We start from the raw sequence: 25,111 nt of genomic DNA, 5'->3' as shown, positions 1-25,111 counted from the left end.
CGCCGCCTGGCCGACCTTAGCTGAGCTTTTCCTTGATGCGTGCGGACTTGCCGCTGCGCTCGCGGAGATAGTACAGCTTGGCCTGGCGCACATCACCGCGACGCTTGACGTGAATGGATTCAACCAGAGGGCTGTAGGTCTGGAAGGTCCGCTCGACGCCAACACCATTGGACACCTTGCGCACGGTGAAAGCCGAGTTAAGACCACGGTTGCGCTTGCCGATCACCACACCTTCAAAGGCCTGGAGACGCTCGCGGCTGCCTTCCTTGACCTTGACCTGCACGGAAACCGTGTCGCCCGGGGCAAACTCCGGCACTTCCTTGCTCATCTGCTCGGCTTCAAGCGCCTGGATCACTTTGTTCTTGCTACTCATGATAACCAACTCCTCGATAACGTTACGTGACCCGCCGGACCGGCATATGAATGGCCAGCGAGTCGTGATCCCGGCGCCCGAACACCGCGGAGCGCGGGAGTGTCGTTGGTGACACAGGTCCGTCCGACGTCATGACCTGTCGGCGTCCTGCACCTCCGCCCCGACCTGGTCGGTGGATGTCGGGGCGTATTCGTCGATGAACTCCTTGAGCAGTTGCTGTTGCTCATCGTTCAAGACCCTGCCTTCCAGCAGATCGGGGCGCCTTGACCAGGTACGCCCCAGCGACTGCTTCAATCGCCAGCGTCGAATGGCACTGTGGTTCCCGCTCAGCAACACGTCCGGTACCCGACGTCCCTCGACGTCTTCCGGCCGCGTGTAGTGCGGACAATCCAGCAGCCCATCATTGAAGGAGTCCTCGACCGCGGAGTCCTGATGCCCCAGCACACCGGGGACCAGCCTGGCCGCGGCATCGATCAGCACCATGGCCGGCAGCTCACCACCGCTCAGCACATAATCGCCAATCGACCATTCTTCATCGATGTCGGCTTCCACCACCCGCTCATCGATGCCTTCATAGCGTCCGGCCACCACCACCAACGGCGGGCCTGACGCCAGCTCTTGCGCACCGCGCTGATCGAGGCGGCGCCCCTGGGGCGACACATAGATCACCCGCGGCCGCTGCCCGGTCGCAAGCTCGGCCTGTTCCCGCGCATCATGGATCGCGGCGCGCAGGGTATCGACCTTCATCAACATCCCGGGGCCGCCGCCATAGGGTCGGTCATCCACAGTGCGATGACGATCCTGGGCATAATCCCGAGGATTCCAGAACACCAGGTCAATGTGCCCCTTGTCCACGGCTCGCCCGGTCACGCCCTGGCGCGTCAGTGCGTCGAACATTTCCGGGAAGAGTGAAACGACGCCGACCCACATCGTCGCATCACCCCGGCTCAAAATGCCGGGTCCCAGTCGACCACCATGCGCCCGGCATCGAGATCCACCTGCTTGATCACCTCTTCCGGCAGGAAGGGCAGCAGGCGCTCTCGCACCCCGTGGCTGTCGTCCTCGCGCGCCTTGATCACCAGGACATCATTGGCACCTGTCTCGAACAGGTAGTCCACGACGCCCAGGTCCACCCCCTCGATCGTCTCGACCGCCAGCCCCTCGAGCTGATACCAGTAGAAATCGTCGTGGCCGGGCAGTTCAGGCAGCTCGGCTGTCGGCAGCAGGATTTCGGCACCGGCCAGCGCCTCGGCCTGATCACGGCCGTCGACCCCTTCCAGGCGGGCCACCAGGCCCTTGCCGTGAAGGCGCCCCTGAATCAAGCGATAGCGCGATGACTTGCCCTGATGGCGCAACACCCAGTCATTGTACTCGAGAATGCTTTCCATGGGGCTGGTGTAGGAATACACCTTGAGCCAGCCCTTGACGCCGTAGGGGCTGGTCAGCTTGCCCAACACGACATACTCGGACGATGTCTTCTGCTCAGCACTCATGCGTGTTGTCGACTCTGCATCGGCCATGCGCTCGCCTCAAGCGGCTCACGCCTGCTTGCGGGCTTCCTTGACCAGCTCGGCCACGCGAGCGGAGAGCTGTGCACCCTGCTCCTGCCACTGGCTGATACGATCCAGGTCGATGCGCAGACGCTCTTCCTGACCACGCGCCACCGGGTTGAAAAAGCCCAGACGCTCAATGAAACGACCGTCGCGCGGCTTGCGCGAGTCGGTCACGGCGAGATGGTAGAAGGGACGCTTCTTGGCGCCACTCCGTGCCAGACGAATGGTAACCATGCGTTGACTGTCCTTCGGTTGAGTTACAGAGGTTTTCGACCGAGGGCTCGACCCTCGATAGCATCACGACAGAGGCGGCCGGCAGGCCCACCACTGCAAGATTGCGTCACGACAGGGCCCGCAAAAACACACGGACCCACCAGTGAAGAGGCAGCATTTTACGGAAATCGGCCCTGCTTGGGAAGCGTTTTACTTCCCTGGCCGCTCAACGACGCCTCGGCATTCCGCCGGGTCCGCCCATGCCGCCGGGGCCGCCCATGCCACCCGGACCACCCTGGCCGCCCATCATGCCGGGCATGCCGCGCATCATTTTTTCCATGCCACCCTTCTTGCCAGCCTTCTTCATCATCTTCTGCATCTGCTTGTGCTGCTTGAGCAGACGGTTCAGGTCCGGCACCTGCAAGCCCGCACCAGCTGCAATGCGACGCTTGCGCGAGCCGTTGATGATATCCGGGCTGCGGCGCTCCTTGGGTGTCATGGAGTTGATCAGCGCCTCGAGCTTGCCGAACTCCTTCTCGGGACCGGGGCCCTGGGCCATCTCGGCCATCTGGCCCATGCCGGGCATCTTGCTCAGCATACCGCCCATGCCGCCCATCTTCTTGAGCTGCTGCAACTGGTCGCGGAAGTCTTCCAGGTCGAAGCCATCACCCTTCTTGACCTTCTTGGCCAGCTTGTCGGCCTTGCCCTTGTCGACGGTACGCTCGGCTTCCTCGATCAATGACAGGACATCGCCCATGCCGAGGATGCGCGAGGCCACGCGGTCCGGGTGGAAGGGCTCGAGCGCATCAACCTTCTCGCCCATGCCCATGAACTTGATAGGCTTGCCGGTAATGTGACGGACCGACAGCGCCGCACCACCGCGGGCGTCACCATCGGCCTTGGTCAGGATGACACCGGTCAAGGGCAGGGCTTCATGGAAGGCCTTGGCCGTATTGGCCGCGTCCTGGCCGGTCATGGCGTCCACCACGAACAAGGTCTCGTCGGGCTGCGCCGCCTTATGAAGCCCCTTAACCTCGGCCATCATCGCCTCGTCGATGGCGAGGCGACCTGCCGTGTCGATCAGCACCACATCATGGAACTGAATCCTGGCATGCTTGATGGCCGCCCCGGCGATATCCACCGGCTGCTGGGCACTGTTCGAGGGAAAGAAGTCGACCCCGACTTCACCGGCCAGGGTTTCCAGCTGATCGATAGCCGCCGGTCGATAGACGTCCGCCGAGACCACCAGCACCTTTTTCTTCTCGCGCTCACGCAGGTATTTCGCCAGCTTGGCCACCGAGGTGGTCTTGCCCGCGCCCTGCAGGCCGGCCATGAGCACCACCGCGGGCGAGCTCTTGAGCGCCAGGCTCTCGTTGGACTCGCCCATGATCGCCTCGAGCTCCTGCTGGACGATCTTGATGAACTGCTGCCCCGGCGACAGGCTCTTGGAAACTTCCTGGCCGACAGCCCGCTCCCGGACACGGTCGACAAAGGCCTTGACCACCGGCAGGGCGACGTCCGCCTCGAGCAGCGCACGACGCACCTCACGCAGGGTCTCCTTGACGTTGTCTTCGGTCAGGCGCGCCTGACCCTTGATGGACTTGAGCGTCTGCGACAGACGGTCACTGAGGTTCTGGAACATGGGCCTCTCCGAATACGATAGCCTGGGAAGCCACGACTTCCCTGCAATGGGGGAGAATTATACGCCTTGTGCTCGCCAGTCTCCATGCATGGCCGGTTATCTTGTGTCAGTGGCTGTCAAGGCCGTGACGTTTCGGTATAGTGAAAGCTCAAGTCTTACCCCAAGGCGCTGGCGAAGGCGCATGGACAGCATTGATGCAAGCGCTCCCCCTTGCCCTCATGGCATTCATTCTCTACGTGGCAGCCGCTTCCTGGCAGGCGCTGACGCTGGCCCACCGGGTCTCGGCGCGCAGCGCCCTGGTACGCAGCTTCGGCCTGCTGGCACTGTCCTGCCAGGTGCCGCTGGCGCTGGGCCTGCTCGATCGGGGCGCCTCCATGCTGCCCGGCATCACCACCAGCGCGGTGCTGATCAGCGGCCTGGCGGTGCTCACATTGCTGGTCGTCAGCCTTTTCAAGCCGGTGCTCAATGTCGCCGTGGGACTCTTCCCGCTGACCGGCCTGATCCTGCTGCTGGCGGTCGGCCTGCCGAGCCCCGAGCGGCACCCCGGCATGACACCGGGCATTGCCGTGCATGCGCTGAGCTCCGCGCTGGCCTTCGCCCTGCTCGCCATCGCCGCTTTCCAGGCCGTCCTGCTGGGCATCCAGAACCATGCGCTGCGCCATCACCATATCCGGGGGGTGGTACAGTCACTGCCCCCGCTGACCAGCATGGAGCGCATCCTGTTCGAGCTGATCTGGGCCGGCATGGCGCTACTGAGCCTGGCGGTCGCGGTCGCCAGCGGTTTTGTCTTTCTCGACGACATGTTTGCCCAGCACCTGGTGCACAAGACGGTGCTGTCATTGCTCGCCTGGCTGATATTCGCCATCCTGCTGGGCTGTCATCACTGGCTGGGGTGGCGCGGCATGCGCGCGGTCAGCTGGACATTGCTGGGTTATGGGGTGCTGCTGCTGGCGTATTTCGGCAGCAAGTTCGTGCTGGAAGTACTGCTCGCCGGGGCCTGACACCCTGTCTTGACAGGCCACCCCCCCAGTCCCTACAACTCTACCTGACTCAACTTGAGGACTTTTAGCCTTGAACGACGATTTCCCTCTGGGATTGCTGTTCGGACTGCTGGCACTGCTCATCTGCCTCTCCGCCTTCTTCTCCAGTTCCGAAACCGGCATGATGTCCCTCAACCGCTATCGCCTGAGCCATCGTGCCGGTAGTGGAGAGAGCCGCGCCCAGAGGGTCCTGCGCCTGCTCGGCCGTCCGGATCGGCTGATCGGCGTCATCCTGATCGGCAACAACTTCATCAACAACCTGGCGGCGTCGATTGCCACCATTATCGCCATTCATTTCTTCGGCGATGTTACCGGGCCGGCCGTGGCCACCACCCTGCTGACCATCATCATTCTGATCTTCGCCGAGGTCACGCCCAAGACCTACGCCGCCGTCAAGCCGGAGAACATCGCCTACCCGGCCTCGCTGGTGCTCGAGCCGCTGCTCAAGCTGCTGTACCCGCTGGTATGGCTGGTCAATGCCATCTCCAACGGGCTTCTGAGCCTGATGGGCGTCAAGAACATTGAGGGCGATGCCGACAACCTGACCCGCGATGAACTGCGCACCGTGGTGCATGAAGCCGGCCCCATGATTCCGCGGCGCCACCAGGCTATGCTGGTATCGATCCTCGATCTGGAAAACGTCACCGTCAACGACATCATGGTCCCCCGCCACGAAGTGGCAGGGATTGACCTGGACGATAGCCTGGATACGATACTCAGTCAGATCCGCACGAGTCAGCACACCCGGCTGCCGGTCTTCAAGGGGGATATCAACAACATCATCGGCATGCTGCACCTGCGCAATGCAGCGCGCTTCCTGGCCCGCAGCGAGGTCACCAAGGCGGCCATCGTTCAAGAAGCTCGCGAACCCTATTTTATCCCCGAGTCGACGCCACTGCACACCCAGCTGCTCAACTTCCAGAAACAGAAGCGGCGCATCGGCATCGTGGTCGACGAATACGGTGACGTGGAAGGGCTGGTGACCCTAGAGGACATTCTCGAGGAGATCGTCGGCGAGTTCACCACCGATGTGGCCAGTCAGGACCAGGACATTCATGTCCAGGATGATGGCAGCCATGTCATCGACGGCACCGCCAATATCCGTGACATCAACAAGTCACTGGGCTGGCAGCTGCCCACCGACGGCCCCAAGACCCTCAACGGCCTGGTGCTCGAGCATCTCGAGTCCTTCCCGGAAGGTCCGGTCTGTCTGGAAATCGGGCCGGTGCGCATGGAGATTCTCGAGGTCCGCGAGAATCTGATCACCTCGGCACGATGCTGGCAGTCGGTGCGCCGCGCCATGGTGGAGACCTGAGCGCCGCATCCCGGCTCAGGCACGACGGCCGGTGCTGACCCAGATATCGGCCTCGGACTTGAGCTCCCTGACCCGAGCCTCCAGCAGGCCAAGCTCGGCTTGCTCGGGGGCCAGCGGCTCACCAAAGTAGAGCGCCACGCGAGCACGAAAGCGCCGCGGCGACTTACCGAGTGCCGGCCCGCCGCAATTGGAGGTCCAGGAGCCCCACAAGCCGGACAGGCTGGCGGGCACTACGGGCACCGCGTCCCGTGCCAGAATCAGCTCGAGCCCACGGCGAAACGGCTGGACCTCTCCATCCCGGGTCAGGCGACCCTCCGGAAACACCATCACCACTTCCCCGTTACGCAGCGCCTGGCTGACCTGATGCAGGGCCCGCTTGAGGCCCCCGGGATCACGCCGCTCGGAGTCCACCGGAATGGCGCCGACGAGCCGAAACAGCCAGTTCAGCCAGGGCGATTCATAGATATGGCGATCCATCATGAAGCGCAGCGGACGCGGACTGCCACCGCCGATCACCAGGGCATCCATGAAACTGACATGATTGCAGACCACCAGGGCCGGCCCGTGCGCCGGAATGTGGCGACGCCCCTGGTAGCGCATGCGATACAGCAGCTGCACCAGCAGGAACACCAACCGCCGCACCAACTGGCGAGGCGCCCGCATGGCCCATAGCCCGGCCGCCAGCGCCACCAGCCATGGCCAGGCGCTGCTCACGACACCTCGGGCATCGTCTTGAGGCCCGCCAGCATGGTCGTGGTCAGCTCGTCCAGCAGCTCCTCGACATCCAGCGGCTCGCTCTGCCAGTAACCCAGGCGCTCATTGAGTCCCAGCTGTACCAGCCCATGCACACTCCCCCAGAGGGTGCGTCCCAGTCGGCGCGCCTGCATGTCGTCGAGGGCCGGCTGATGCTCCTTGAGGGTATTTTCCACCCGCAGGAAAAGCGCTTCGATCATGTCGCTCTGACGCCGGTCCAGCTCACCTTCCTGGGCCAGCGGATAATCGAACATCAGCTGCCAGCGATAGGGCTCGCTGTGAGCGAACTCCCAGTAGGCCTTGGCCAGCGCCTGAAGTCGCTCCTGTGGCGAGCCGTCACTGAGCAGAGGATCAATGGCCACCCGCAGGCGGCCGAGAGACTCGATGTTGACGTGCTGAAGCAGGTTGTTGAAGCTTCCGTAGAGCTTGAGCAGGGTGCTCGGGGCGCAGCCGACCTCGCGCGCCAGGGAGCGCAACGACAGCGTGTGCACCGGTTGCTCCTTCAGCCAGGCATCACTCGCCGCCATGACCCGAGCGTGAAGCGTCTCAGGGGCGTGCTGTCTCGGTCGAGCCATTGGCTTCCTCTCGGGCATGGGGCAGACGCGCGAGCACCCAACAGAAGGTGCTGCGCGACGAGGCTGTTAGAGGGGGGTTACAAAGGGTCGTTTGTCAACACCCTCTTGGGCGAACACTGTTTTCAATAGCATATATGGCCTGCGCTGCAACGCAAGCCCCGCAGGCTTTTCTCGTCCCGGCGGCGGGGTGTTACGATGTTTCACCGCTCTCCGGAGGTCACATGGCCGGCCGACTCTACATACCCACCCTATCCTGGGGCCATCTGCTGCCGCGCATGGTGGTCGAGGAAACCCCTGTCACGAGCCCCAACCTGGCCCCGCGTCAACCGGTTCCGCTGATTCGCCTGGAAGCCGGCCGGCCGCGCCTCGGCCGCGCCTTCTGGGGACTGACGCCGCCCTGGCTGAAGGTACTCGACCACGCGCCTCACTGTGCACGCGCCGAGTCGCTCGAGTCGCGCGCCATGTTTCGCGAGGCCTTCAGCGCCAGGCGCTGCCTGGTGCCGGTCGGGGGCGTCTATGTGTGGCGGCCCATGCCCCGCGCCAAGCAACCCTATCTGGTCACCCGCGCCGACCGGGGTCCCTTACTGCTGGCCGCGCTATGGTGTCGCTTTCACACCACGCTGACGGCGTACAACGACTCTCTGGCGCTGATCACCGTGCCCAGCAACAACCTCTTGAGCCCGCTCACCGACCGTCTTCCCGCGGTCATTGGCGGTAATGCCGCCACCACCTGGCTCGATGCCCAGACCCCCCTCGAGAGCGTGCGCCGCCAACTGGCCACGGCGCCCACGGAACTATTGGGGGCATTCCCGGTATCAAAAGGCGTCAACGATCCCGACAATCAGGAAGCGTCCTGCGCCTACCCCATCGGCCCCATGTTGCGCGGGACATCGCCACAGGAGACATGATGATTCCTTCCCTACGCTCATGCCTGACCGCCACCCTGGCCGTCACGCTGTTGCTGCCCGGTATCGGCGCTGCCCAGTCAACCCCCGACCAGGAGGCGAATGACGTCATGACACCACGTGTCAGCCCTCACGATGATCGCGACTATCGTGTCGTGACCCTCGACAACGGTCTCCAGGCACTGCTGATCAGCGACAACGAGGCCGACAAGGCGGCCGCCTCGGTCAACGTCGGCGTGGGCAATGCCCAGGACCCGGAGGATCTGCCGGGGCTGGCCCACTACCTGGAGCACATGCTCTTCCTGGGCACCGAGCGCTACCCGGAGACTGATGCCTATCAGAGCTTCCTGAGCCGCCACGGCGGCCAGCACAACGCCTTCACCGCACCCCGGGACACCAACTACTTCTTCTCCATCGAGCCCGATGCCCTGTCCGGCGCCCTGGACCGCTTCAGCCGCTTCTTCGTCAGCCCGCTGTTCAATGCCGAGAAGCTGGAAAGCGAGCGCAAGGTGGTCCATTCCGAGTACATCGCCCGCAAGCGCAACGAAGCGCGTCGCCGCAACGATGTCCTGGACCAGCTGCTCAACCCCGCGCATCCGGCTACCGGTTTCTCGGTGGGCAGCCTGGAGACCCTGGCTGACCGCCCCGAGGGCGAGCCCGGGCTGCGCGAGCGCGTTCAGGCCTTCTATCGGCAGCACTACGACGCCAATGTCATGCACCTGGCCGTGGTGGCCCCCAAGCCACTGGATGAGCTGGAAGCCCTGGTGCGCGAGGATTTCAGCGATGTCCCCGATCGTGACCTCAAGCGTCCGCTCATCGACACGCCGCTGGTCGACGCCTCGCGACTGCCGCTGGCCGCCGAGCTGGCATCGCTGCGCGACAGCCGCCAACTGAGCTTTTACTTTCCGGTGCCCGACCCCATCACCGCGTATCGTCACAAGCCGGCCAGCTACCTGACCAACCTGCTTGGCCACGAAGGCGAAGGCAGCCTCTTGTCGGTGTTGCGCGATGCCGGCTGGGCCGACGGCCTGGTGGCCAGTATCGGCCGTCGCGACGGCCGAAGCGCCCTGCTGAAGATCGACATCAGCCTCACCCCGGAAGGAACCAAGCACCGCCAGCGCATCCAGGCCACTCTGTTCGAGGCCATCCGCGCCATTCGGGACAACGGCGTCGAGGCCTGGCGGTATGACGAGCAGGCCGAACTGGCCGAGCAGTCCTTCCGCTTCCCCCAGCATGGGTCGGCCCTGGATGATGCCATGCGTCTGTCGATGAACCTCTCGCGCTATCCTGTCGAGGACGTCAACTATGCGCCCTACCGTATGGATGGCTTCGACGCCGACATGATCGACACCTGGTTGTCGGCCCTGCGCCCGGACAACATGCTCCGGCTGTACAGTGGCCCTGAGGTGAAGGGCGAGCAGACTTCGCCCTGGTTCGACACGCCCTGGACCCCGGTGGCCCTCGATGACGCCTCGCAGGGCTCTCGAGACGCCGAGGCGACACCCCTGAGCGGCCTCTCACTGCCCGGACGCAACTCCTATATCGCCGAAGACTTCACCCTGCTGGGCGTTCAGGATGACAAGCCGCGCCAGCGTATCGACGAACCCGCTTTCTCCTTCTGGCAGATGCGCGATGCCAGCTTCGACACTCCCAAGGTCGAGTGGCGCTTCAGCCTGCAGCATCCGGCATCCAGCCAGAATGCTCGAGATGCCGCGCTGTCGCGCCTGCTCGCCGGCTGGCTGCAGGACAGCCTCAACGAGGCGCTCTACCCGGCGCGCCTGGCCGGTCACGGCTTCGAGGCCTATGCCCATGCCCGTGGCATCACCCTGTCCTTCTCGGGCTGGCGGGATGGCCAGCGCCAGTTGATCGAGCGCGTACTCGAACAGCTCGACAATGGTGAGATCCGTGCCGACAGCGTGGAGCGCGTGCGTGAACGCCTGCGCCGTGGCTGGCGCAACGCGCCCCAGAACGACCTCTACCAGCAGGCCCGGCGCACCCTGGCAGAGGCCTTGATCCGCCCTCAGTGGTCGCCCGAGGCCCTGTTAAACGCCAGTGAAGACCTGGACACCCAGGCACTGCAGGACTTTCGCGAGCGCTTCCTCGGCGAGCTGCATATCGAGAGCATGGCGATCGGCGATATCAGCCATGACCTGGCAGCGCAACACGCCCGCACCGTGGCCGAGACGCTGGCACCACAACTGGACCGCGAGGCGACACCGCCACTGATCACCCTGAACGTCAACGAGGGTCTGCCTACCCTGGTGCCCGATTCGCAACGCCCTGAATCCCTGGCCCTGCGTTACCTCCAGGGCGCCAGACAATCGCTGGACACCCAGGCCCGCCTGGCCGTGCTCGGCCGCCTGCTGGCAACGCCCTTCTACCAGCAGCTGCGCACCGAGCAGCAGCTGGGGTACATCGTCACGGCCGGTTACAGTCCCTTGCTCCAGGCGCCGGGCATCAGCTTCCTGGTTCAGTCACCTGACACCGACAGCCAGACCCTTCAGGCACGTATCGATGACTTCATGAAAGGCTTTGCTAAGCGGCTCGAGAGCCTTGAGGAAAGCGACCTGGCACCCTATCGCCAAGCAGTCCGCGACAACCTGCAGCAGCGCGATACCAGTCTGGCTCAGCGTACCAACCGGCTATGGCGAGCACTGGCGCTGGAGGATACTGACTTCGATCATCGCCAGCGTCTCGCCGAGCGGGTCATGAACGTGAGCCCGGCAGCGCTGCGCGATGCCTGGCAGCAGCTGATGCAGGACCCGGCCCTGAATATCGCCCACGACCCCAAGGACGCTGCCAGCGACGTGATGACGCTGAAGACGGACCTGGCCCCCTTGCCGAGCCCGGCGGAGTAATCCTGCCGGCCGAGGTCACTCTCACGGACACCACAACGCACATCGCCCGGCATCAGGCCGGGCGATCTCGTTCGGGCAAGCAGGGTACCGCCCAGGGGCGGAAGACAGGACACCGCCGCGGGCATCGCCCCTACTCGAAAGCCTGGGCGGGCATGATGGCCTCCACATGCATCACCAGCTCTTCGAGAATCTGGCGCTGCTTGTCGGTCAGATCGACCTGATTCAGCCGCTCGATCTCGCGGGCAAAATCGCTCAGCACGAAGCCTGCCACCGCCGGGTCCTGCATGCGCTCCCAGCGGAAAGCTTCCCAGCGCGCCACCTCCTCGCCGGTGAGGGTGTCCGGGTAGTTGCGCGCTCGGTAGCGAAACAGCATTTCCTCGAGCCGCGGGTCCTGAAAAGCAAAACTGGCCCCGACCAGGTCCCAGGGGTCCGTATCCCGCACGCGCTGCATCTGCTGCCGGTCGGAGGGAGCAAAGAAGCCGCCGGAGTACAGCATCAGATCCGGGTCCTGGGGCGTCTCCGGCGGGGGGCCGGCAAACACCTCGGCGACGCGAGCGGTCACGTCCGGATGATCCACCAGTGTCTTCCAGTGGCGTCGGCAGGCTGCCACATCCACGCCCAGGCGCTCGACGATCTCGCCGTATTCGCCGCGCCGTGGACCACTGGCATCCTTGAGGGCGTTCGCCGGCAGGATCACCGGGCACTTGTTAAGATGAATCACCTTGAGCGGGATTCGCGACTCACCTTCGGCCAGGTCATTATTGCTGACGAAGACCCGCTCGCGGATCTGCTGCGCGTCCATCGACAACAAGGGCGTCGGGTCCATCGCCAGGTCATATACAATGACCCCGTTGGGGTTGGTCGGGTGCTCGGCCAGGGGCATGACCAGTGCGCTGCAGCCTCGGCTGGCCGGGTAACGGCGCGAGATGTGCAGCACCGGCTTGCGGGCCGGAACATCCAGTGCCCGGCCCACGGCCCGCTTGCCACGCATGTTCAGCAGGTGATCGAAGAGGTTGGCATTGCTCTGGCGCAACAAGCGGGCCAGAGCGATGGTCGCGCGGACATCGGCCAGTGCATCATGCGCCCCGGCATGCTCGATGCCGTTGGCCGCCGTCAGGTCCTCGAGCTTGAAGCTGGGGGAGCCATCCTCGCGGGTCGGCCAGTTGATGCCCTCGGGCCGCAAGGCATGAAAAGCCCGCACGACGTCGATCAGATCCCAGCGCGAATTGCCGTTCTGCCACTCGCGGGCATAAGGGTCGAGCAGATTGCGATAGAAGAGGTGTCGCCCGATCTCATCATCGAAGCGCAGATTGTTATAGCCCAGGGCACAGGTCCCCGGCTGACTCATTTCGGCCTGGATACGGCCTGCAAACTCCGCCTCGGGAAGGCCGCGACGCTTGGCCTGCTGGGGAGTGATGCCAGTAATCAGGCACGCCTGGGGGTGAGGCAGATAATCGTCGGCCGGCTTGCAGAAAAGCTCGATGGGCTCACCGATTTCATTGAAGTCGGCATCGGTCCGAATGGCGGCAAACTGCGACGGGCGATCACGGCGCGTGTCGGCACCGAAAGTCTCGTAATCGTGCCACAGAAAAGTCAGCGGGGCGGCTTTCTTTTGCGCCATGGACGTGCACTCCGATCAGGCTGGGACAATAGAGTACCAGCCTAGCACAGCCTCGATCGGGGCTCAGCCGCCGTCTCAACTGCGCGGCAGGGTCACGTTCAGCTCCAGAACGGAACAGTTATCTTCACTGTCCAGATTGATGTTGATGGCGTCATCGTCAACCTCCACATAACGCCGGATCACTTCCAGCAGCTCACGCTCGAGCAGCGGCATGTAGTCCGGCTGCCCGCGCTGATTGCGCTGATGCGCAACGATGATCTGCAACCTTTCCTTGGCGACAGAAGCGGACTCCTTGTTGCGTTCACGCTTCAGAAAATCAAGTAACTTCACCGGCGGCCTCCTCCGAACATGCGGCTCAACAGGCTCTTTTTCTGATACTCGTGGAAGCGCAGCGGGACGTCTTCGCCCAGTAGCCTCGAGACGGCATCCGCGTAAGCTTGCCCCGCATCACTATCATCGTCATGGGTAACCGGCACGCCCTGGTTGGAGGAGCGCAGGACAGCCTCGGATTCGGGGATCAGACCGATCAGATCGATGGACAGAATCTCGCGAATGTCCTCGAGGTTGAGCATGTCGCCCTGGTCGACCCGATTCGGGTTGTAACGAGTGATCAGCAGGTGCTCTTTGATCGGATCCTCGCCCTGTTCGGCGCGCCGCGTCTTTGCGGACAGCAGGCCGAGAATCCGGTCCGAGTCGCGCACCGAGGACACCTCGGGGTTGGTGACCACGATCGCCTCGTCGGCGTAGTACATGGCCAGCTGGGCCCCGCGCTCGATACCCGCCGGTGAGTCGCAGATGATGTAGTCGAACTGCTTGTTGAGCTCGTCAAGCACCTCACCGACGCCCTCCATGGTGAGGGCATCCTTGTCCCGGGTCTGGGAAGCCGGCATTATATGCAGGTTGTCGACCCGCTTGTCGCGAATCAATGCCTGGCTGAGCCCGGCCTCGCCCTGGATCACGTTCACCAAGTCGTAAACCACGCGTCTTTCGCAGCCCATGACCAGGTCGAGATTTCGCAGCCCGACGTCAAAATCCATAACCACGGTTTTCTGGCCACGCAGGGCGAGCCCTGTAGCAACCGCGGCTGCACTGGTTGTCTTGCCGACCCCGCCTTTACCGGAGGTCACAACGATGATCTTGGCCAAGTGTCACATCCTGTCTGTCATGTTGGAAAAAAGGAGCGGACAGTCATGCCGTCTCCAATCGTCGTTGTCCATCCGTGTCAATCCAGCGACATGATGCTCAGCTGCTCTTCCGTCAGCCGCACCTGTACCGCCGAATCCAGCAAGCGCGGATCGATATCCTCGAGGCGCTTGTAATTGCCTGCCACCGAAAGCAACTCGGCACGCAGTTCACGGCAGAAGATGCCCGCCTGATGATTGCCGTGAATCCCCGCCAGGGCACGGCCACGCAACGGACCATAGACATGCACGCTGCCTCCGGCCAGCACCTCGGCGCCGGCATTCACGGCACCGACCACAACCAGATCGCCTTCCGGCGAGGTGACCTGCTGGCCGGAACGCACGGTGCCACGGAAGATTCGACCACCGGACATATCTTCGGCCTTCAACGGTGTTTCCGGCTCCACGGGCGGTACCGCCTCGTCGGAGCTCACGCTCTCAAGCGCGCGCGGGCGCTCGGACTCCTGGGGCGGGAACCAGCCAAGCCCCAGGGCCCAGGCCGACTGCTTGACTGGGTCCGAACCGCCGCGCACCGCCACCGGCAGAAGTTTATGGTCGCGGCACACGGCACAAATGCGTTCCAATGCCAGATGCGGCTCATCCAGGTGCTCGACGCTGAGCACCACGGGCGTATGATGAAAGAAAGCCGGGGACTGGCTCAACTTGTCGGCGAGCTGTTCACGAATGTGCTCGGGATCGGCGCTGGCCAATTCCATGACCGTCATCGGCAACATGCCGCCCTTGAAGGTGAATGCCATGTTGTCTCTTTCCACTCTGAGACTCATTGCCGAACTCCACGTCGGGTGATAGTCAGGTGCAGGTCTCACACCAGGCAGGACTTCCTGACCCTGCAGCAGATCATAAGCCCCGAACCCCACTCTTGTCAGTATCTGGTCAACCGGTTCCTGCCAACGATCCCCTTTTCACCCTCGTGGACGCATGCTTAGATATAGTGTTAGGCCACATCATGCGCCCATAACTCAATGCCGCGGCGCTGCCGCGACAGTCTCGGGAACACCATGCCAGGATTGCTACGTCGACTCTTCGCCCCCCGCTGGCGACACCCCGACCCCCGGGTCCGCCGCCAGGCGGCCATGAGCCTTGATGCCGCCAACGACCATCAGTACCCGATGCTGGAGGCGCTGGCCGTCGATACAGACGACAGCGTGCGACATGCGGCCCTGGAACAGATCGAGGATGCCTCGCGCCTGCTGAGTCTGCGGGAGCGCGAAGGGGATAACCGGGAGCTGCGCGAGCGCCTACTGCAATTGATCATCGGCCGTGCCGGCCACCACGGCCTGGAAGGCCGCACCGAGCTCATCAAGAGAATTGACGACACTAGCCTGCTGTCACGCATCGCGCTCGAAGGCGATAACCAGCAGCTGCGCCTCGCCGCCCTGAGTCGCCTTGACACCGAGGACGAGCTGATTCGCCAAGCCTGCGACAACGGCATCGCTGCCGTCCGCCACGCCGCGGCCGAGCGCGTCACCAGCGAGCAGGGGCTGTCGCGCCTGGCCCATGAGGCGCGCCGCGACCGCCACGTGATGAAGCGGGCGCGCGAGCGCATTAATCAGGCACGGGCGGATGCGGCCTCCCTGGCCGCGGCGCGCCAGCGCCGGGAGCACCTTCTCGAACAGCTCGAGGCACATGCCGCCAGTTCCTGGGAGCCGCTGTACGCCGGACGCTTCCGTCACCTCACCCGCGAATGGGGCCAGCTCGAGGATATCCCCGACAGCGAGCAGGAGCATCGCTTCCAGGATGCCTGCCTGCGCTGCCGCAAAGTGATCAGCGACCACGAAGCGCATGAACACGCCCAGGACGTCGCCGAGCGGCAGCGCGAGGACGCCGACCAGGCCCGCGAGTCGCTGGTCGAAGCCCTGGAGGAAAGCCTCCAGGGGCTGCGCCATGGTGACAGACTGGCCGATCAGGATATCGCCAGCCTGCGCTCTCAGAAGCAGTTGATGGCCAGCCGCTGGCAGGCGCTCTCCGACCGGCACCTGACCGACGACACATTGCGCGAACGTTATGATGCGGCACTGCGCGACTTCGACCGCATCGTTCAGGCACGTGTCCGGCTGGATCAGCGCGCCGACGCCATCGAGGAGGCCATCCACAATGGTGACGACGAGCGGCTGCGCTCCCTGATCGATGCTTGCCAATGGCCAGCGGACCTGCCTCCCTCGCCGCTGCTGCGCCGAGCCGAGGAGCAGCTGGCTCGGCGGCAGGCGGCTGCCGATGATGACCTGGCGACACGACTGGCAAGCTTTGAAGACGGCCTGGATCAGCTCGAACACCTCCTCGAGAGCGGCGCTTTCAAGGGTGCCAGCCGGCTGCATCAGCGCCTGCGCCAGCAGGCCGACACCCTACCCGACACACAGGGCGACCGCGCTCGCCTCAAGCGCCTGGGCGCCAGGCTGGCCGAACTGCGCGATTGGCGTGGCTTCGTGGCCGGCCCGAAGCGCGACCAGCTATGCCAGCAAATCGAGGCTCTGGCCGAGGACGAGACCCTCGGCTCGGCCGAGCTTGACCGGCAACACCGGCGCCTGGTCAAGGAATGGAAAGGGCTGGGCGATGCCGCCGCCAACCCGCATCAGTCGGCACGCTTCCGCAGCGCCTCCGAGCGGATTCACGAACGCTTGGCATCCTGGCGGGACCAGCAGCAGGCACAGCGCCAGCACAACCTCGAAGCCCGCCAAGCCCTCTGCGAACAACTCGAGCAATTGATCGAGCAACCCTCGCAGCAGGCCGACCCCGATGCGCTGCGCGAAATACGCGACCGCGCCCGCCAACAGTGGCGCCGCTATTCGCCCGTGCCCCGCGACCAGTCCGAAGCCATTGGGCGGCGCTTCGGCCGGATTCGTCATCGGCTACAGGCCCTGATCGAGCAGCGTGCCAGTGATGTGGCCGAGGCCAAGCGCCGCATCATCGAAGAGGCGCGCCAACTGCGCGACAGCGAACAGCCACCGGCCAGGCGCGCGGAACTCACCAAGCAGCTACAGAAGCGCTGGCGTGCCCTGGGTCGCGCCCCGCGGCAGGAAGAACGGGCCCTCTGGAAGGAGTTTCGGCACATCTGTGATGACATCTTCGCGCGCCGCGATGCCGCCCGGCAGGACCAGGCTAGGACAGACCAGTCGAGACTGGACGCCATGCAACGCCTGGTGGAGCGCCTGGATGCCTGGCAGCCGACCTCGAGCGACGATGCCAACACGCTCGACACCTTCATCAACGACGCCACGGCGCTCGAGCCGCTGCCCCACGGACGACGCAGCGACGGCATGCGCAAGCGCTGGTCAGGCATCCTGCGTGCCAAGCGCGACCGGCTGGAACGCCTGGCACTGGCGGAGGAAGTCCACCGCTTTCATCAGCTCCGCCCACTGCTAGAGGCCCACTTGCAGGCCGATGTGGCCTGCTTGGGCGCGGCACCTGCCAAGGATGTCGCCCTGCCCGAGGCCCCGACACTGGCCCACGACCTGGCGCAGGCACACCACCGCCGCAACAAGGCACGTCAATCCCCGGCGGCCGCCGACGAGATAGAGGAGCGTCTGCAACGCGTCAGGGTCCATCTGGCACTGCTGGCTGGAGGGCAAATCGCCCAGAGAGACGATCCGCTTCGTCTGGCCATTCAAGTCGAGCGCCTGAACGACAATCTCGGCAAGAACGCAACGCGTCGTGAAGAATTGCGGGAGGTGCTATGCGAGTTGCTGGCGACCGGGCCGGTCGCGGAAGAACTCTGGCAGCGCGAAGTCGGCGAGCTTGACCATACCCTGGAAAGCCTGACTCAGCTTCCGCTTCCATGACCACGCAACAACTGGCCCACGCCTCGAGGGACGTGGGCGTCAAAGCTCAGCCCATGAACTGGCCGCCATTGATATCGATGTTGGCGCCGGTGATGAAGGCAGAGTCCTCCCCCGACAGATAGACGATCAGCTGGCCGATTTCTTCCGGCTTGCCGAAACGCTTCATGGGGATGGTCTCGCGAATCGATTCACGTACCTTCTCGGGAATCTTCATGATCATGTCGGTCGCGATGTAGCCCGGCGACACCGTATTGACGGTGATGCCCTTGGTCGCGGTTTCCTGCGCCAGCGACATGGTCAATCCATGCATGCCCGCCTTGGCGGCCGCGTAGTTGGCCTGTCCGAACTGCCCCTTGCGGCCATTGATTGACGAAATATTGATGATGCGTCCCGCGCCACGCTCCAGCATGCCCTCGATCACGCTGCGGCAGGTGTTGAACACGCTGTTGAGATTGGTGTCGATCACGTCGTTCCACTGATCGGAGGACATCTTCTTGAGCGTGCCGTCACGCGTGATACCGGCACAGTTCACCAGCACGCCGATTGGCCCGTGAGCCTGTTCGATCTCCTGAGCCCCCTTCACACACTCGTCGTAGCTGGAGAGATCCACTCCAGACAGCGAGATATTCGCGTAACCATCCGCCTTTTGTGCCTCGAGCCAGGTCTCGGCCTTGTCGGGATTCCGGTAGCCGGCCACCACATGATATCCGGCATCGGCCAGCGCACGACAGATAGCGGTACCGATTCCTCCGGTACCTCCGGTTACCCAGGCGACGGTCGTATTGTTTGTCATGATTGGCTCCCTAGATATGACAGTTCTCGGCTTGTCCGGGTGATGGCACCCACACAGGAGTCACGAGTCTAGGCGATGAAATGGACACCCGCGTGACACCGAGGAAAGTATGGACCATCAGGGCCGAAACGAAAGCACCTGCTAAAGCAGCGGTTGACGTGGTGAGCGTGGTGTGTAAAATACGCCTCACGTTGATGCGGGGTGGAGCAGTCTGGTAGCTCGTCGGGCTCATAACCCGAAGGTCATCGGTTCAAATCCGGTCCCCGCTACCAAACATCGAGAAAGCCGATTCCTCAGGGGATCGGTTTTTTTGTGTGCAAGCAAGAGGAGTGGCCACACGATGGGGCCGCGAGCTCATGACCCGAAGGTCATCGGTTCACTCTTGTTTCAAGACCCGCGGTCCCCGCTACCAAACATCAGGAAGTGTGTTCACGCAGGTAAGTTAAGAGCCTATAACCCGAAGGTCATCGGTTCGCTCTGGTTGAAAACCCGCGGCCCACTCCCCTGCCTCGAGCAAGCCGCTTCCCTGCTCCCGGCGGCGGTTACCCTCTCGCGGCCGACTGGCTACCCCCTGCTCGTTTCTCGTTGCTCGTCTCTCGGTACCCGATGGGGCCGCGAGCTCATGACCCGAAGGTCATCGGTTCGCTCTGGTTGAAAACCCGCGGCCCACTCCCCCGCCTCGAGCAAGCCGCTTCCCTGCTCCCGGCGGCGGTTACCCTCTCGCGGCCGACTGGCTACCCCCTGCTCGTTTCTCGTTGCTCGTCTCTCGGTACCCGGTGCTCGCTGCTCGTTTCTCGCCACTCGCTGATCGTCTCTCGGTGCGTCCCCTTGAATCCTGCCGGCCCAGCCCGCATCTAGTAGGCAAAGTCACCACCCACAAGGCCGGAATATCATGGCAATTGTCGATCCACGCACCGGTGAGCCGCTTTCCTCGGGCGGCAACGCGGATACCGGCGCCAACGCAGGCGCCAACCAAGAGTCGGATGCCAACCTGATTCTCGACGTCGACCGCAGCAATATCCAGCAGCTGCTCGAGATGTCCATGCAGGTGCCGGTGTTGCTGACCTGCTGGTCGCCGGCTTCCGAGCAGAGCAAGCAGATGCTACCGGTGCTGGAGAAGTTGACGCGCGAGCATAATGGCGCCTTTCTGCTCGGCAAGCTCAATATCGATGACAATGCCGATATCGCCGGCCAGCTGGGCGTCCAGTCGGCCCCGGACGTCAAGCTGGTCAGCCAGGGCGGCCTGGTCGATCAGTTACAGGGGGCTCAGCCGGAACAGTCGATACGCGAGTGGCTCGGTAAGTACTTTCAGGCCCCGGAAGGCGCGCAGCAGACCCCGGAAGAGCAGGCCGCCGCAGCACTGGAAGCGGGCGATAGCGCCACGGCACGCCGCATCTATGAAGAGTTGTCGCAACAGTGGCCGGACCACACCAGCTACCAGATCGAACTGGCGCGGGCACTGGTCGCCGATGGTGAGGCCCAGCAGGCCCGCCAACTCCTCGACGCCCTGCCGCCGGAAGAGCGTGATGCCGCGCCGGCCCGCGGTGTGCGCGCCAGCATCGAGTTCGGCGAGGAAGCCCTCTCAGCCGACGATATCGCGGCGCTGGGCGAGCGCGATGACAGCGAGGCCCGCTATCAACGTGCCCTGCGCCAGGTGGCCGATGGTCACTATGAAAGCGGACTGGAAGGCCTGCTGGCGCTGATGCGCTCGGATCGCGCCTACGGTGAAGATGCCGCCCGCAAGACGCTGTTGCGTGTCTTCGATGCCCTGGGCGCGGACCACCCGCTGACCGTGACCTATCGCCGCCAGCTGTTTGCGCTGCTCTACTGAGACTCCCGAGCCTTGCGCCTTCCGGCGCAAGAGCAGCCGCGGATGCATCAACGCCCGCCCCGATTCGGGGCGGGCGTTTTCCTGGGCGGCAGGACGGGGCGTCAGTCGACGCGCCGGAAACCGCCCAGCACACGCTGATCCGGTCCGAAAAAGACCAGCCGACCGTGATCGATCAGATAACGGTAGGCATCATCGAGCATGGCGGTGACCCGCTGCGCGTCCTGCATGTCCGGGCAGGCCTTGCGTGTGGAGGCCAGCTGACCGAACTCGATGCGCTGGTTGTCGCCCAGCGAGACATTGCTCTTGAAGGCATTGCAGCCGTCATGGCCGCTGACCCGACCATCCGCGCCGATCTGAAAGTAAGGGGTCGGCGAAAGCTCGAGCCGCTCACTGGTGCCCACCAGCAGCAGGTTCCAGCGTGGCCCGACCATGGGGCCGGAAACCTCCTCGGTGGGCTCCACGGAAGAGGTCGGCGCATCATTGGCGCAACCCGCCAGCCCCAGGCCCAGCGCCAGGAGCGTCATGCACGAAAAATGGCGTAAAACGGCGATCATCGTCGAGATTCCTTACCAGCTGCCGGTGTTGTCCATGGAAGCCCACGGCTCCCTGGGCGCAAGTGCGTCGCCCGCCTGCAACAGCTCGACGGAAATGCCGTCCGGGCTGCGCACAAAGGCCATGTGCCCGTCGCGCGGCGGCCGGTTGATGGTCACGCCATTATCCTGCAGGTGCTGGCACAGCGCATAGATATCATCGACACGATAGGCCAGATGACCGAAGTTGCGTCCGCCCGTGTAGGTCTCGGGGTCCCAGTTCCAGGTAAGCTCGAGCTCGGGCGACTGCTGCTCCGTCGAGCGTGGCTCATCGGCCGGCGCCGCCAGAAAGACCAGAGTGAAGCGGCCCTTTTCATTCTCCTTGCGGCGCACCTCCTGAAGCCCCAGAAGGTCGCAATAAAAGTGCAGGGACGCCTCCAGATCGGCGACCCGAACCATGGTGTGCAGGTATTGCATGCCTATCTCCTTGTTCACAATGCGCAGCGTTGCGGGCATTCTGTCATTGTTCCGCGGCTCTGGCGACGCCGCCACTCCCCCGAAGAGCGATGCTTGATGAGTGATTACTGTGATCTGGCGCCCGGTCATGCATTTCATGGCCCCTATCATGACCACGAGTATGGCTTTCCCGTGGAGAGCGATGACGCCCTTTTCGAGCGATTCATACTGGAAATCAATCAGGCCGGCCTTTCATGGCTGACCGTGCTCAAGAAACGCGCCGCCTTCCAGGCCGCCTTTGAGGCCTTCGCCATCCCCCGGGTAGCGGCCTATGGTGAGCATCAGCGAGCCCGCCTGCTGAACGATGCCGGCATCATCCGCAACCGCCTCAAGGTCGATGCCGCCATTCATAACGCCCGGGTCGTGCAACAGCTGCAACGCGACCACGGCAGTTTCAAGGCCTGGCTGGATGACCACCACCCGCTGGCCCATCCCGACTGGGTCAAGCTGTTCAAGCGCACCTTCCGCTTCACCGGCCCGGAAATCGTCGGCGAATTCCTGATGAGTGCCGGCTACCTGCCCGGCGCCCACCGGGATAGCTGCCCGGTGCAGGCGCGTATACTGGCCAGCCGGCCGCCCTGGGCGCAGACGAGGTAAGCACATGGACTCCGTTACTCAGGCCGCCCTGGGAGCCACCATCGGGGGCGTGGTGCTGGGCAGGCGCCTCGGACGACGCGCCATCCTGTTCGGCGCCGTGCTCGGCACGCTGCCGGATCTGGATGTGGTCATCGACTATGGCGATGCCGTGGCCAACGTCACCCAGCATCGCGGCTTCAGCCACTCGCTGTTCGTGCTCGCCGGCCTGGCGACGGCCCTGGCACTGCTCAGCCGCTGGCTGACCCCCTGGCGTGATATCGGTGCCGGCCGCTGGCTGGCCTTCTTCGGGCTATGCCTGCTCACCCATCCGCTGCTGGATGCCCTGACGGCCTACGGCACTCAGATCTGGTGGCCACTGACGGTACGACCCAGCGCCGAGCCACTGGTCTTCATCATCGACCCCTTCTTCAGCCTGCCCCTGCTGATCGGCATCATCATTGCAATGTTCACCGGCAATGGCAGACGCGCCCCGACCCGGGGGCTGACCCTGTCCTGCGTCTATCTGCTGGCCGCACTGGGCGCCAAGAGCCTGGTCGAACACCGCCTGGAGCCGGTGCTGGCCGAACGCGGCCTGATCAGCGCGCCGCGCATGGTGCAGCCCACTCCCTTCAATATCCTGTTGTGGCGCGCCACCATCGTGGAGGGAGACCGTTACCATGAGTCCCTGATAGGGGTGCTGGACGGCGGCCAACCGCCCTATCTGGAAACCTTCTCGCGGGGTGCCGAGCTGGAGCCGGTCGCCATGGGGAGCGCCGCCGGGAAGCGCCTGGACTGGTTCGCCGGCCCCTTCCTGCGCTATGACACCGCCACTCTCGAGAATCGGCAGGTGCTGATGGCCACCGACCTACGCCTGGGATTTCCCGGCTTCCAACCGTTCAACTTTGCCCTGGCCGAACGACAATCCGACCGCTGGCAGCCTCTGGCGACAACACGCCAGCTGCCCGCCGGCGAAGGTGACAGGCGCGGCGCCATGCGTCACCTGGTCGAGCGCATGTTCGCGCCGGACGTCGGCTTCTGTCTCAGCGACCACATCGCGTCACACTGGGTGGAGCGGGTCCCGCCCCGCTGCGGGTAGGAAACGACGCGGGCGACCCAAGGGCCGCCCGCTGCACACCTCACTGTCCGGCGCCTCAGATCTGCTGGGCCAGGGCGTCAATCGCCTGACGCGCTTCCCCCATGGCGGCTTCGCGCTGAGACTCCCCGATCGCCAGCCCCTCGGAAAACACGGTGTCGACCTCGGTAATCCCGATGTGCGCCAGCATATGCTGCAGATGCGGCGTCTGGGTATCCATCGGGGTGCCCACATACTGACCGCCTCGTGCCGCCAGAATCAGCGCACGCTTGCCATCGACCAGGCCCTCGGGGCCACTTTCGGTATAGCGGAAGGTCACGCCGGCACGCAGCACCCGATCGAACCAGGCCTTCAGCTGGGTCGGCAGGCCGAAGTTGTACATGGGCACGGCGAGCACCAGCACATCATGCGCCAGCAGCTCATCGATCAGCGTATCGGAGTGAGCCGCCAGCGCCTGCTGCTCGGCATTGCGCTCCGCCGCCGGCACCTGCCAGCTGGAGAGCTCGGCAAACCCCAGGTGCGGCAGGTCATCGGCCACCAGGTCACGCCGGGTCACCGCGACTTCATCCCGACCGGATAGTTGTGCGGAGAGGTGATCGGCCAGGGCGAGCGAGTTACCGTCGAGAATCGACGATGTCAGAACGAGAATCTTGCGGGTCATGATGACCTCCCTGAATGCGGCATCAATGAAGAACAGCCTCAGTATAAATTCGTTTTTCTCGATGATAAGCGCGAAAAAACGCAGGAATCATTCGACAAAAACGAAATGATCATACCCGCACGCCATCTCCGCGCCGACTGCCCGGCAAGACCCCGGCCGCCAACCGACCCGGACTAGGAGCCTGTCGGACTTAACGCTGATTTGCTACGAAACCCGGGCTTTCGGCCAATTTCATTCGATCTGATTCGTTAAATAGCGGGCTATTCGCCTCATCAGATCGATAAACTTGTCTCGAAATCCGTGATTCTCGCGACGATCGGTCAAATCCGACAGGCTCCTAGGGAGCGATCCCCTGACCACAGCCTCGATAGACCTCGTCATTGATCGTCAGCGTGACCCTGGCCGGCCAGGGTTGCCCACTCATGTCATCGAAGCAGGCCCGCGATTCGATGCGCAGCTCGAAGGGCCGTGCAGCCTGGCCACTGGCCAGCACCACACTTCCTGAGTCGTTATCGAGCACCTCGACCTGGTAGGGCAGCGTGACCTCGCGATTGCCGTAGTCCAGTGACATGCTGATGCGTGGTTGGTCATTGGCCAGCTCTACCGTCCAGCCCGGCTCGTTGCCGCGAGCCTGGAACATCACACCGGGATAGGATTCGCGGGTCAGCGCCTGGTGGCGGCTTTGCTGCTCGCATGTCAGGCGCCCATTGTCACTCTCCACCGTGGCCTCGCTGCCTTTTGACCAGAAGCTCAGATCACCCTGTTGATAGCGCGCCCCGCTGGCCACCACCGCCGGGATGAGACGGTAGGCCCCATGCGCCGACCAGAGCCGCAGCTCTTCCTCACCATGCGCGGTCACCAGGCTCTGATCCGGGTCGCATTGCCAGCCTTCGAAGCGCTCGGCCTCCCCCGGAAATAACGTGGACGGCAGGAGGGGAGCCTGGCTTTCCGTGGCGCCCGACTTGTCGGCGGCTGCGTCGCTTTTGTCTGTCACCGGCGGGAGTGGCGCCCCCGCGGAAGACGAACTGCTCGGCGAGCTCGCACAACCAGCGAGCCCCAGAACCAGAAGAGAAGGCAGGACAACGCGGCCCAACGGAGAGATACACAGCATGGCAGTATTCCCTGTACATTGACGATCCATGGTGTCGAAAGCATAACAGGCAGCGGATGCTTTGACTCCGACGACCAGCCCCTGACTCGTCAACACGGGTTCGCAGCGCCGCTCTCGCTGGCCAAACCGACTGAATCACACTAAGCTTTTCCTTCATTAGCATGAACGATTCTC

General features: G+C 63.9%; 24 protein-coding genes and 1 tRNA gene. 9 read left to right on the top strand and 16 right to left on the bottom strand.

The genetic code is table 11. From position 1 onward, the window contains the following. Positions 1-16: 16 nt before the first annotated feature. The 5 genes from rplS to ffh form a co-directional block, all read right to left on the bottom strand. Positions 17-373, bottom strand: coding sequence for a 50S ribosomal protein L19 (rplS, locus tag QWY74_RS10615; protein ID WP_264826405.1), 357 nt, complete (start codon positions 371-373; stop codon positions 17-19). 129 nt (positions 374-502) lie between these two features. Beyond that, on the bottom strand, positions 503-1,303 hold the full coding sequence (gene trmD, locus QWY74_RS10610; RefSeq protein ID WP_290314289.1) for a tRNA (guanosine(37)-N1)-methyltransferase TrmD: 801 nt from the start codon (positions 1,301-1,303) through the stop codon (positions 503-505). 17 nt (positions 1,304-1,320) lie between these two features. Next, positions 1,321-1,893: a ribosome maturation factor RimM gene (gene rimM, locus QWY74_RS10605; protein WP_264826407.1), complete on the bottom strand. Its 573-nt coding sequence runs from the start codon at positions 1,891-1,893 to the stop codon at positions 1,321-1,323. 18 nt (positions 1,894-1,911) lie between these two features. Continuing rightward, the gene (rpsP, locus tag QWY74_RS10600) at positions 1,912-2,160 is read right to left on the bottom strand and encodes a 30S ribosomal protein S16 (RefSeq protein ID WP_264826409.1); all 249 of its coding nucleotides are present in this window, start codon (positions 2,158-2,160) and stop codon (positions 1,912-1,914) included. A 205-nt stretch (positions 2,161-2,365) separates the two neighbouring features. Further along, positions 2,366-3,781 carry a signal recognition particle protein gene (gene ffh / locus QWY74_RS10595; RefSeq protein WP_264826411.1) on the bottom strand — a complete coding sequence of 472 codons (1,416 nt, stop codon included), beginning with the start codon at positions 3,779-3,781 and terminating at the stop codon, positions 2,366-2,368. Positions 3,782-3,975: 194 nt separating this feature from the next. Between ffh and QWY74_RS10590 the strand changes: the two genes are divergently transcribed. Continuing rightward, positions 3,976-4,782, top strand: a complete 807-nt coding sequence (locus QWY74_RS10590) for a cytochrome C assembly family protein (protein ID WP_290314288.1) — start codon at positions 3,976-3,978, stop codon at positions 4,780-4,782. A 70-nt stretch (positions 4,783-4,852) separates the two neighbouring features. Then, positions 4,853-6,136 carry an HlyC/CorC family transporter gene (locus QWY74_RS10585; protein ID WP_264826413.1) on the top strand — a complete coding sequence of 428 codons (1,284 nt, stop codon included), beginning with the start codon at positions 4,853-4,855 and terminating at the stop codon, positions 6,134-6,136. A 15-nt stretch (positions 6,137-6,151) separates the two neighbouring features. Here the strand turns inward: QWY74_RS10585 and QWY74_RS10580 are convergent, their stop codons facing one another. Both QWY74_RS10580 and QWY74_RS10575 read right to left on the bottom strand, forming a co-directional pair. After that, positions 6,152-6,799, bottom strand: coding sequence for a 1-acyl-sn-glycerol-3-phosphate acyltransferase (locus QWY74_RS10580; RefSeq protein WP_264826487.1), 648 nt, complete (start codon positions 6,797-6,799; stop codon positions 6,152-6,154). Positions 6,800-6,846: 47 nt separating this feature from the next. Continuing rightward, positions 6,847-7,464, bottom strand: coding sequence for a TetR/AcrR family transcriptional regulator (locus tag QWY74_RS10575; RefSeq protein WP_264826414.1), 618 nt, complete (start codon positions 7,462-7,464; stop codon positions 6,847-6,849). A gap of 221 nt (positions 7,465-7,685) precedes the next feature. Between QWY74_RS10575 and QWY74_RS10570 the strand changes: the two genes are divergently transcribed. Both QWY74_RS10570 and QWY74_RS10565 read left to right on the top strand, forming a co-directional pair. Next, a complete protein-coding gene (locus QWY74_RS10570; RefSeq protein ID WP_264826415.1) occupies positions 7,686-8,372 on the top strand; it encodes an SOS response-associated peptidase in 687 nt (228 codons plus the stop codon). Beyond that, the gene (locus tag QWY74_RS10565; protein WP_264826416.1) at positions 8,372-11,227 is read left to right on the top strand and encodes an insulinase family protein; all 2,856 of its coding nucleotides are present in this window, start codon (positions 8,372-8,374) and stop codon (positions 11,225-11,227) included. The genes QWY74_RS10570 and QWY74_RS10565 overlap by 1 nt, the downstream gene beginning before the upstream one ends. A 130-nt stretch (positions 11,228-11,357) precedes the next feature. Here the strand turns inward: QWY74_RS10565 and sbcB are convergent, their stop codons facing one another. From sbcB to minC, 4 genes are all read right to left on the bottom strand, one after another. Further along, positions 11,358-12,848 carry an exodeoxyribonuclease I gene (gene sbcB / locus QWY74_RS10560; RefSeq protein ID WP_264826417.1) on the bottom strand — a complete coding sequence of 497 codons (1,491 nt, stop codon included), beginning with the start codon at positions 12,846-12,848 and terminating at the stop codon, positions 11,358-11,360. Positions 12,849-12,923: 75 nt separating this feature from the next. Further along, a complete protein-coding gene (gene minE / locus QWY74_RS10555; RefSeq protein WP_141321609.1) occupies positions 12,924-13,178 on the bottom strand; it encodes a cell division topological specificity factor MinE in 255 nt (84 codons plus the stop codon). Further along, a complete protein-coding gene (minD, locus tag QWY74_RS10550; RefSeq protein WP_290314285.1) occupies positions 13,175-13,993 on the bottom strand; it encodes a septum site-determining protein MinD in 819 nt (272 codons plus the stop codon). Before minD ends, minE begins: the two co-directional genes overlap by 4 nt. 77 nt (positions 13,994-14,070) lie before the next feature. Next, positions 14,071-14,814, bottom strand: a complete 744-nt coding sequence (minC, locus tag QWY74_RS10545; protein WP_264826421.1) for a septum site-determining protein MinC — start codon at positions 14,812-14,814, stop codon at positions 14,071-14,073. Between the two features lie 234 nt (positions 14,815-15,048). Between minC and QWY74_RS10540 the strand changes: the two genes are divergently transcribed. Beyond that, the gene (locus tag QWY74_RS10540) at positions 15,049-17,826 is read left to right on the top strand and encodes a DUF349 domain-containing protein (RefSeq protein WP_264826422.1); all 2,778 of its coding nucleotides are present in this window, start codon (positions 15,049-15,051) and stop codon (positions 17,824-17,826) included. A 46-nt stretch (positions 17,827-17,872) separates the two neighbouring features. Here the strand turns inward: QWY74_RS10540 and phbB are convergent, their stop codons facing one another. Continuing rightward, on the bottom strand, positions 17,873-18,619 hold the full coding sequence (phbB, locus tag QWY74_RS10535; protein ID WP_264826423.1) for an acetoacetyl-CoA reductase: 747 nt from the start codon (positions 18,617-18,619) through the stop codon (positions 17,873-17,875). Positions 18,620-18,814: 195 nt separating this feature from the next. Here phbB and QWY74_RS10530 point away from each other — a divergent pair. After that, positions 18,815-18,891: transfer RNA gene (locus tag QWY74_RS10530), tRNA-Met, on the top strand. A 620-nt stretch (positions 18,892-19,511) separates the two neighbouring features. Next, positions 19,512-20,450 carry a co-chaperone YbbN gene (locus QWY74_RS10525; RefSeq protein WP_264826424.1) on the top strand — a complete coding sequence of 313 codons (939 nt, stop codon included), beginning with the start codon at positions 19,512-19,514 and terminating at the stop codon, positions 20,448-20,450. A 101-nt stretch (positions 20,451-20,551) separates the two neighbouring features. Here the strand turns inward: QWY74_RS10525 and QWY74_RS10520 are convergent, their stop codons facing one another. After that, positions 20,552-21,004: an META domain-containing protein gene (locus QWY74_RS10520; RefSeq protein WP_264826425.1), complete on the bottom strand. Its 453-nt coding sequence runs from the start codon at positions 21,002-21,004 to the stop codon at positions 20,552-20,554. Positions 21,005-21,016: 12 nt separating this feature from the next. After that, a complete protein-coding gene (locus QWY74_RS10515) occupies positions 21,017-21,457 on the bottom strand; it encodes a VOC family protein (protein WP_264826426.1) in 441 nt (146 codons plus the stop codon). A 96-nt stretch (positions 21,458-21,553) separates the two neighbouring features. On the opposite strand from QWY74_RS10515, the gene QWY74_RS10510 reads away from it, so the two are divergent. Continuing rightward, positions 21,554-22,093 carry a DNA-3-methyladenine glycosylase I gene (locus QWY74_RS10510; RefSeq protein ID WP_264826428.1) on the top strand — a complete coding sequence of 180 codons (540 nt, stop codon included), beginning with the start codon at positions 21,554-21,556 and terminating at the stop codon, positions 22,091-22,093. Between the two features lie 4 nt (positions 22,094-22,097). Continuing rightward, positions 22,098-23,168: a metal-dependent hydrolase gene (locus QWY74_RS10505; protein WP_264826429.1), complete on the top strand. Its 1,071-nt coding sequence runs from the start codon at positions 22,098-22,100 to the stop codon at positions 23,166-23,168. 55 nt (positions 23,169-23,223) lie between these two features. Here the strand turns inward: QWY74_RS10505 and QWY74_RS10500 are convergent, their stop codons facing one another. Together QWY74_RS10500 and QWY74_RS10495 are read right to left on the bottom strand one after the other, a co-directional pair. After that, positions 23,224-23,826, bottom strand: coding sequence for an FMN-dependent NADH-azoreductase (locus tag QWY74_RS10500; RefSeq protein WP_290314281.1), 603 nt, complete (start codon positions 23,824-23,826; stop codon positions 23,224-23,226). Positions 23,827-24,163: 337 nt separating this feature from the next. Then, the gene (locus QWY74_RS10495) at positions 24,164-24,937 is read right to left on the bottom strand and encodes an MliC family protein (protein WP_264826431.1); all 774 of its coding nucleotides are present in this window, start codon (positions 24,935-24,937) and stop codon (positions 24,164-24,166) included. Positions 24,938-25,111: the final 174 nt, after the last annotated feature.

It is taken from the genome of Halomonas almeriensis (assembly GCF_030409235.1).
Lineage (GTDB): Bacteria > Pseudomonadota > Gammaproteobacteria > Pseudomonadales > Halomonadaceae > Halomonas > Halomonas almeriensis.
This window is presented reverse-complemented; position numbering and strand designations above follow the sequence as displayed.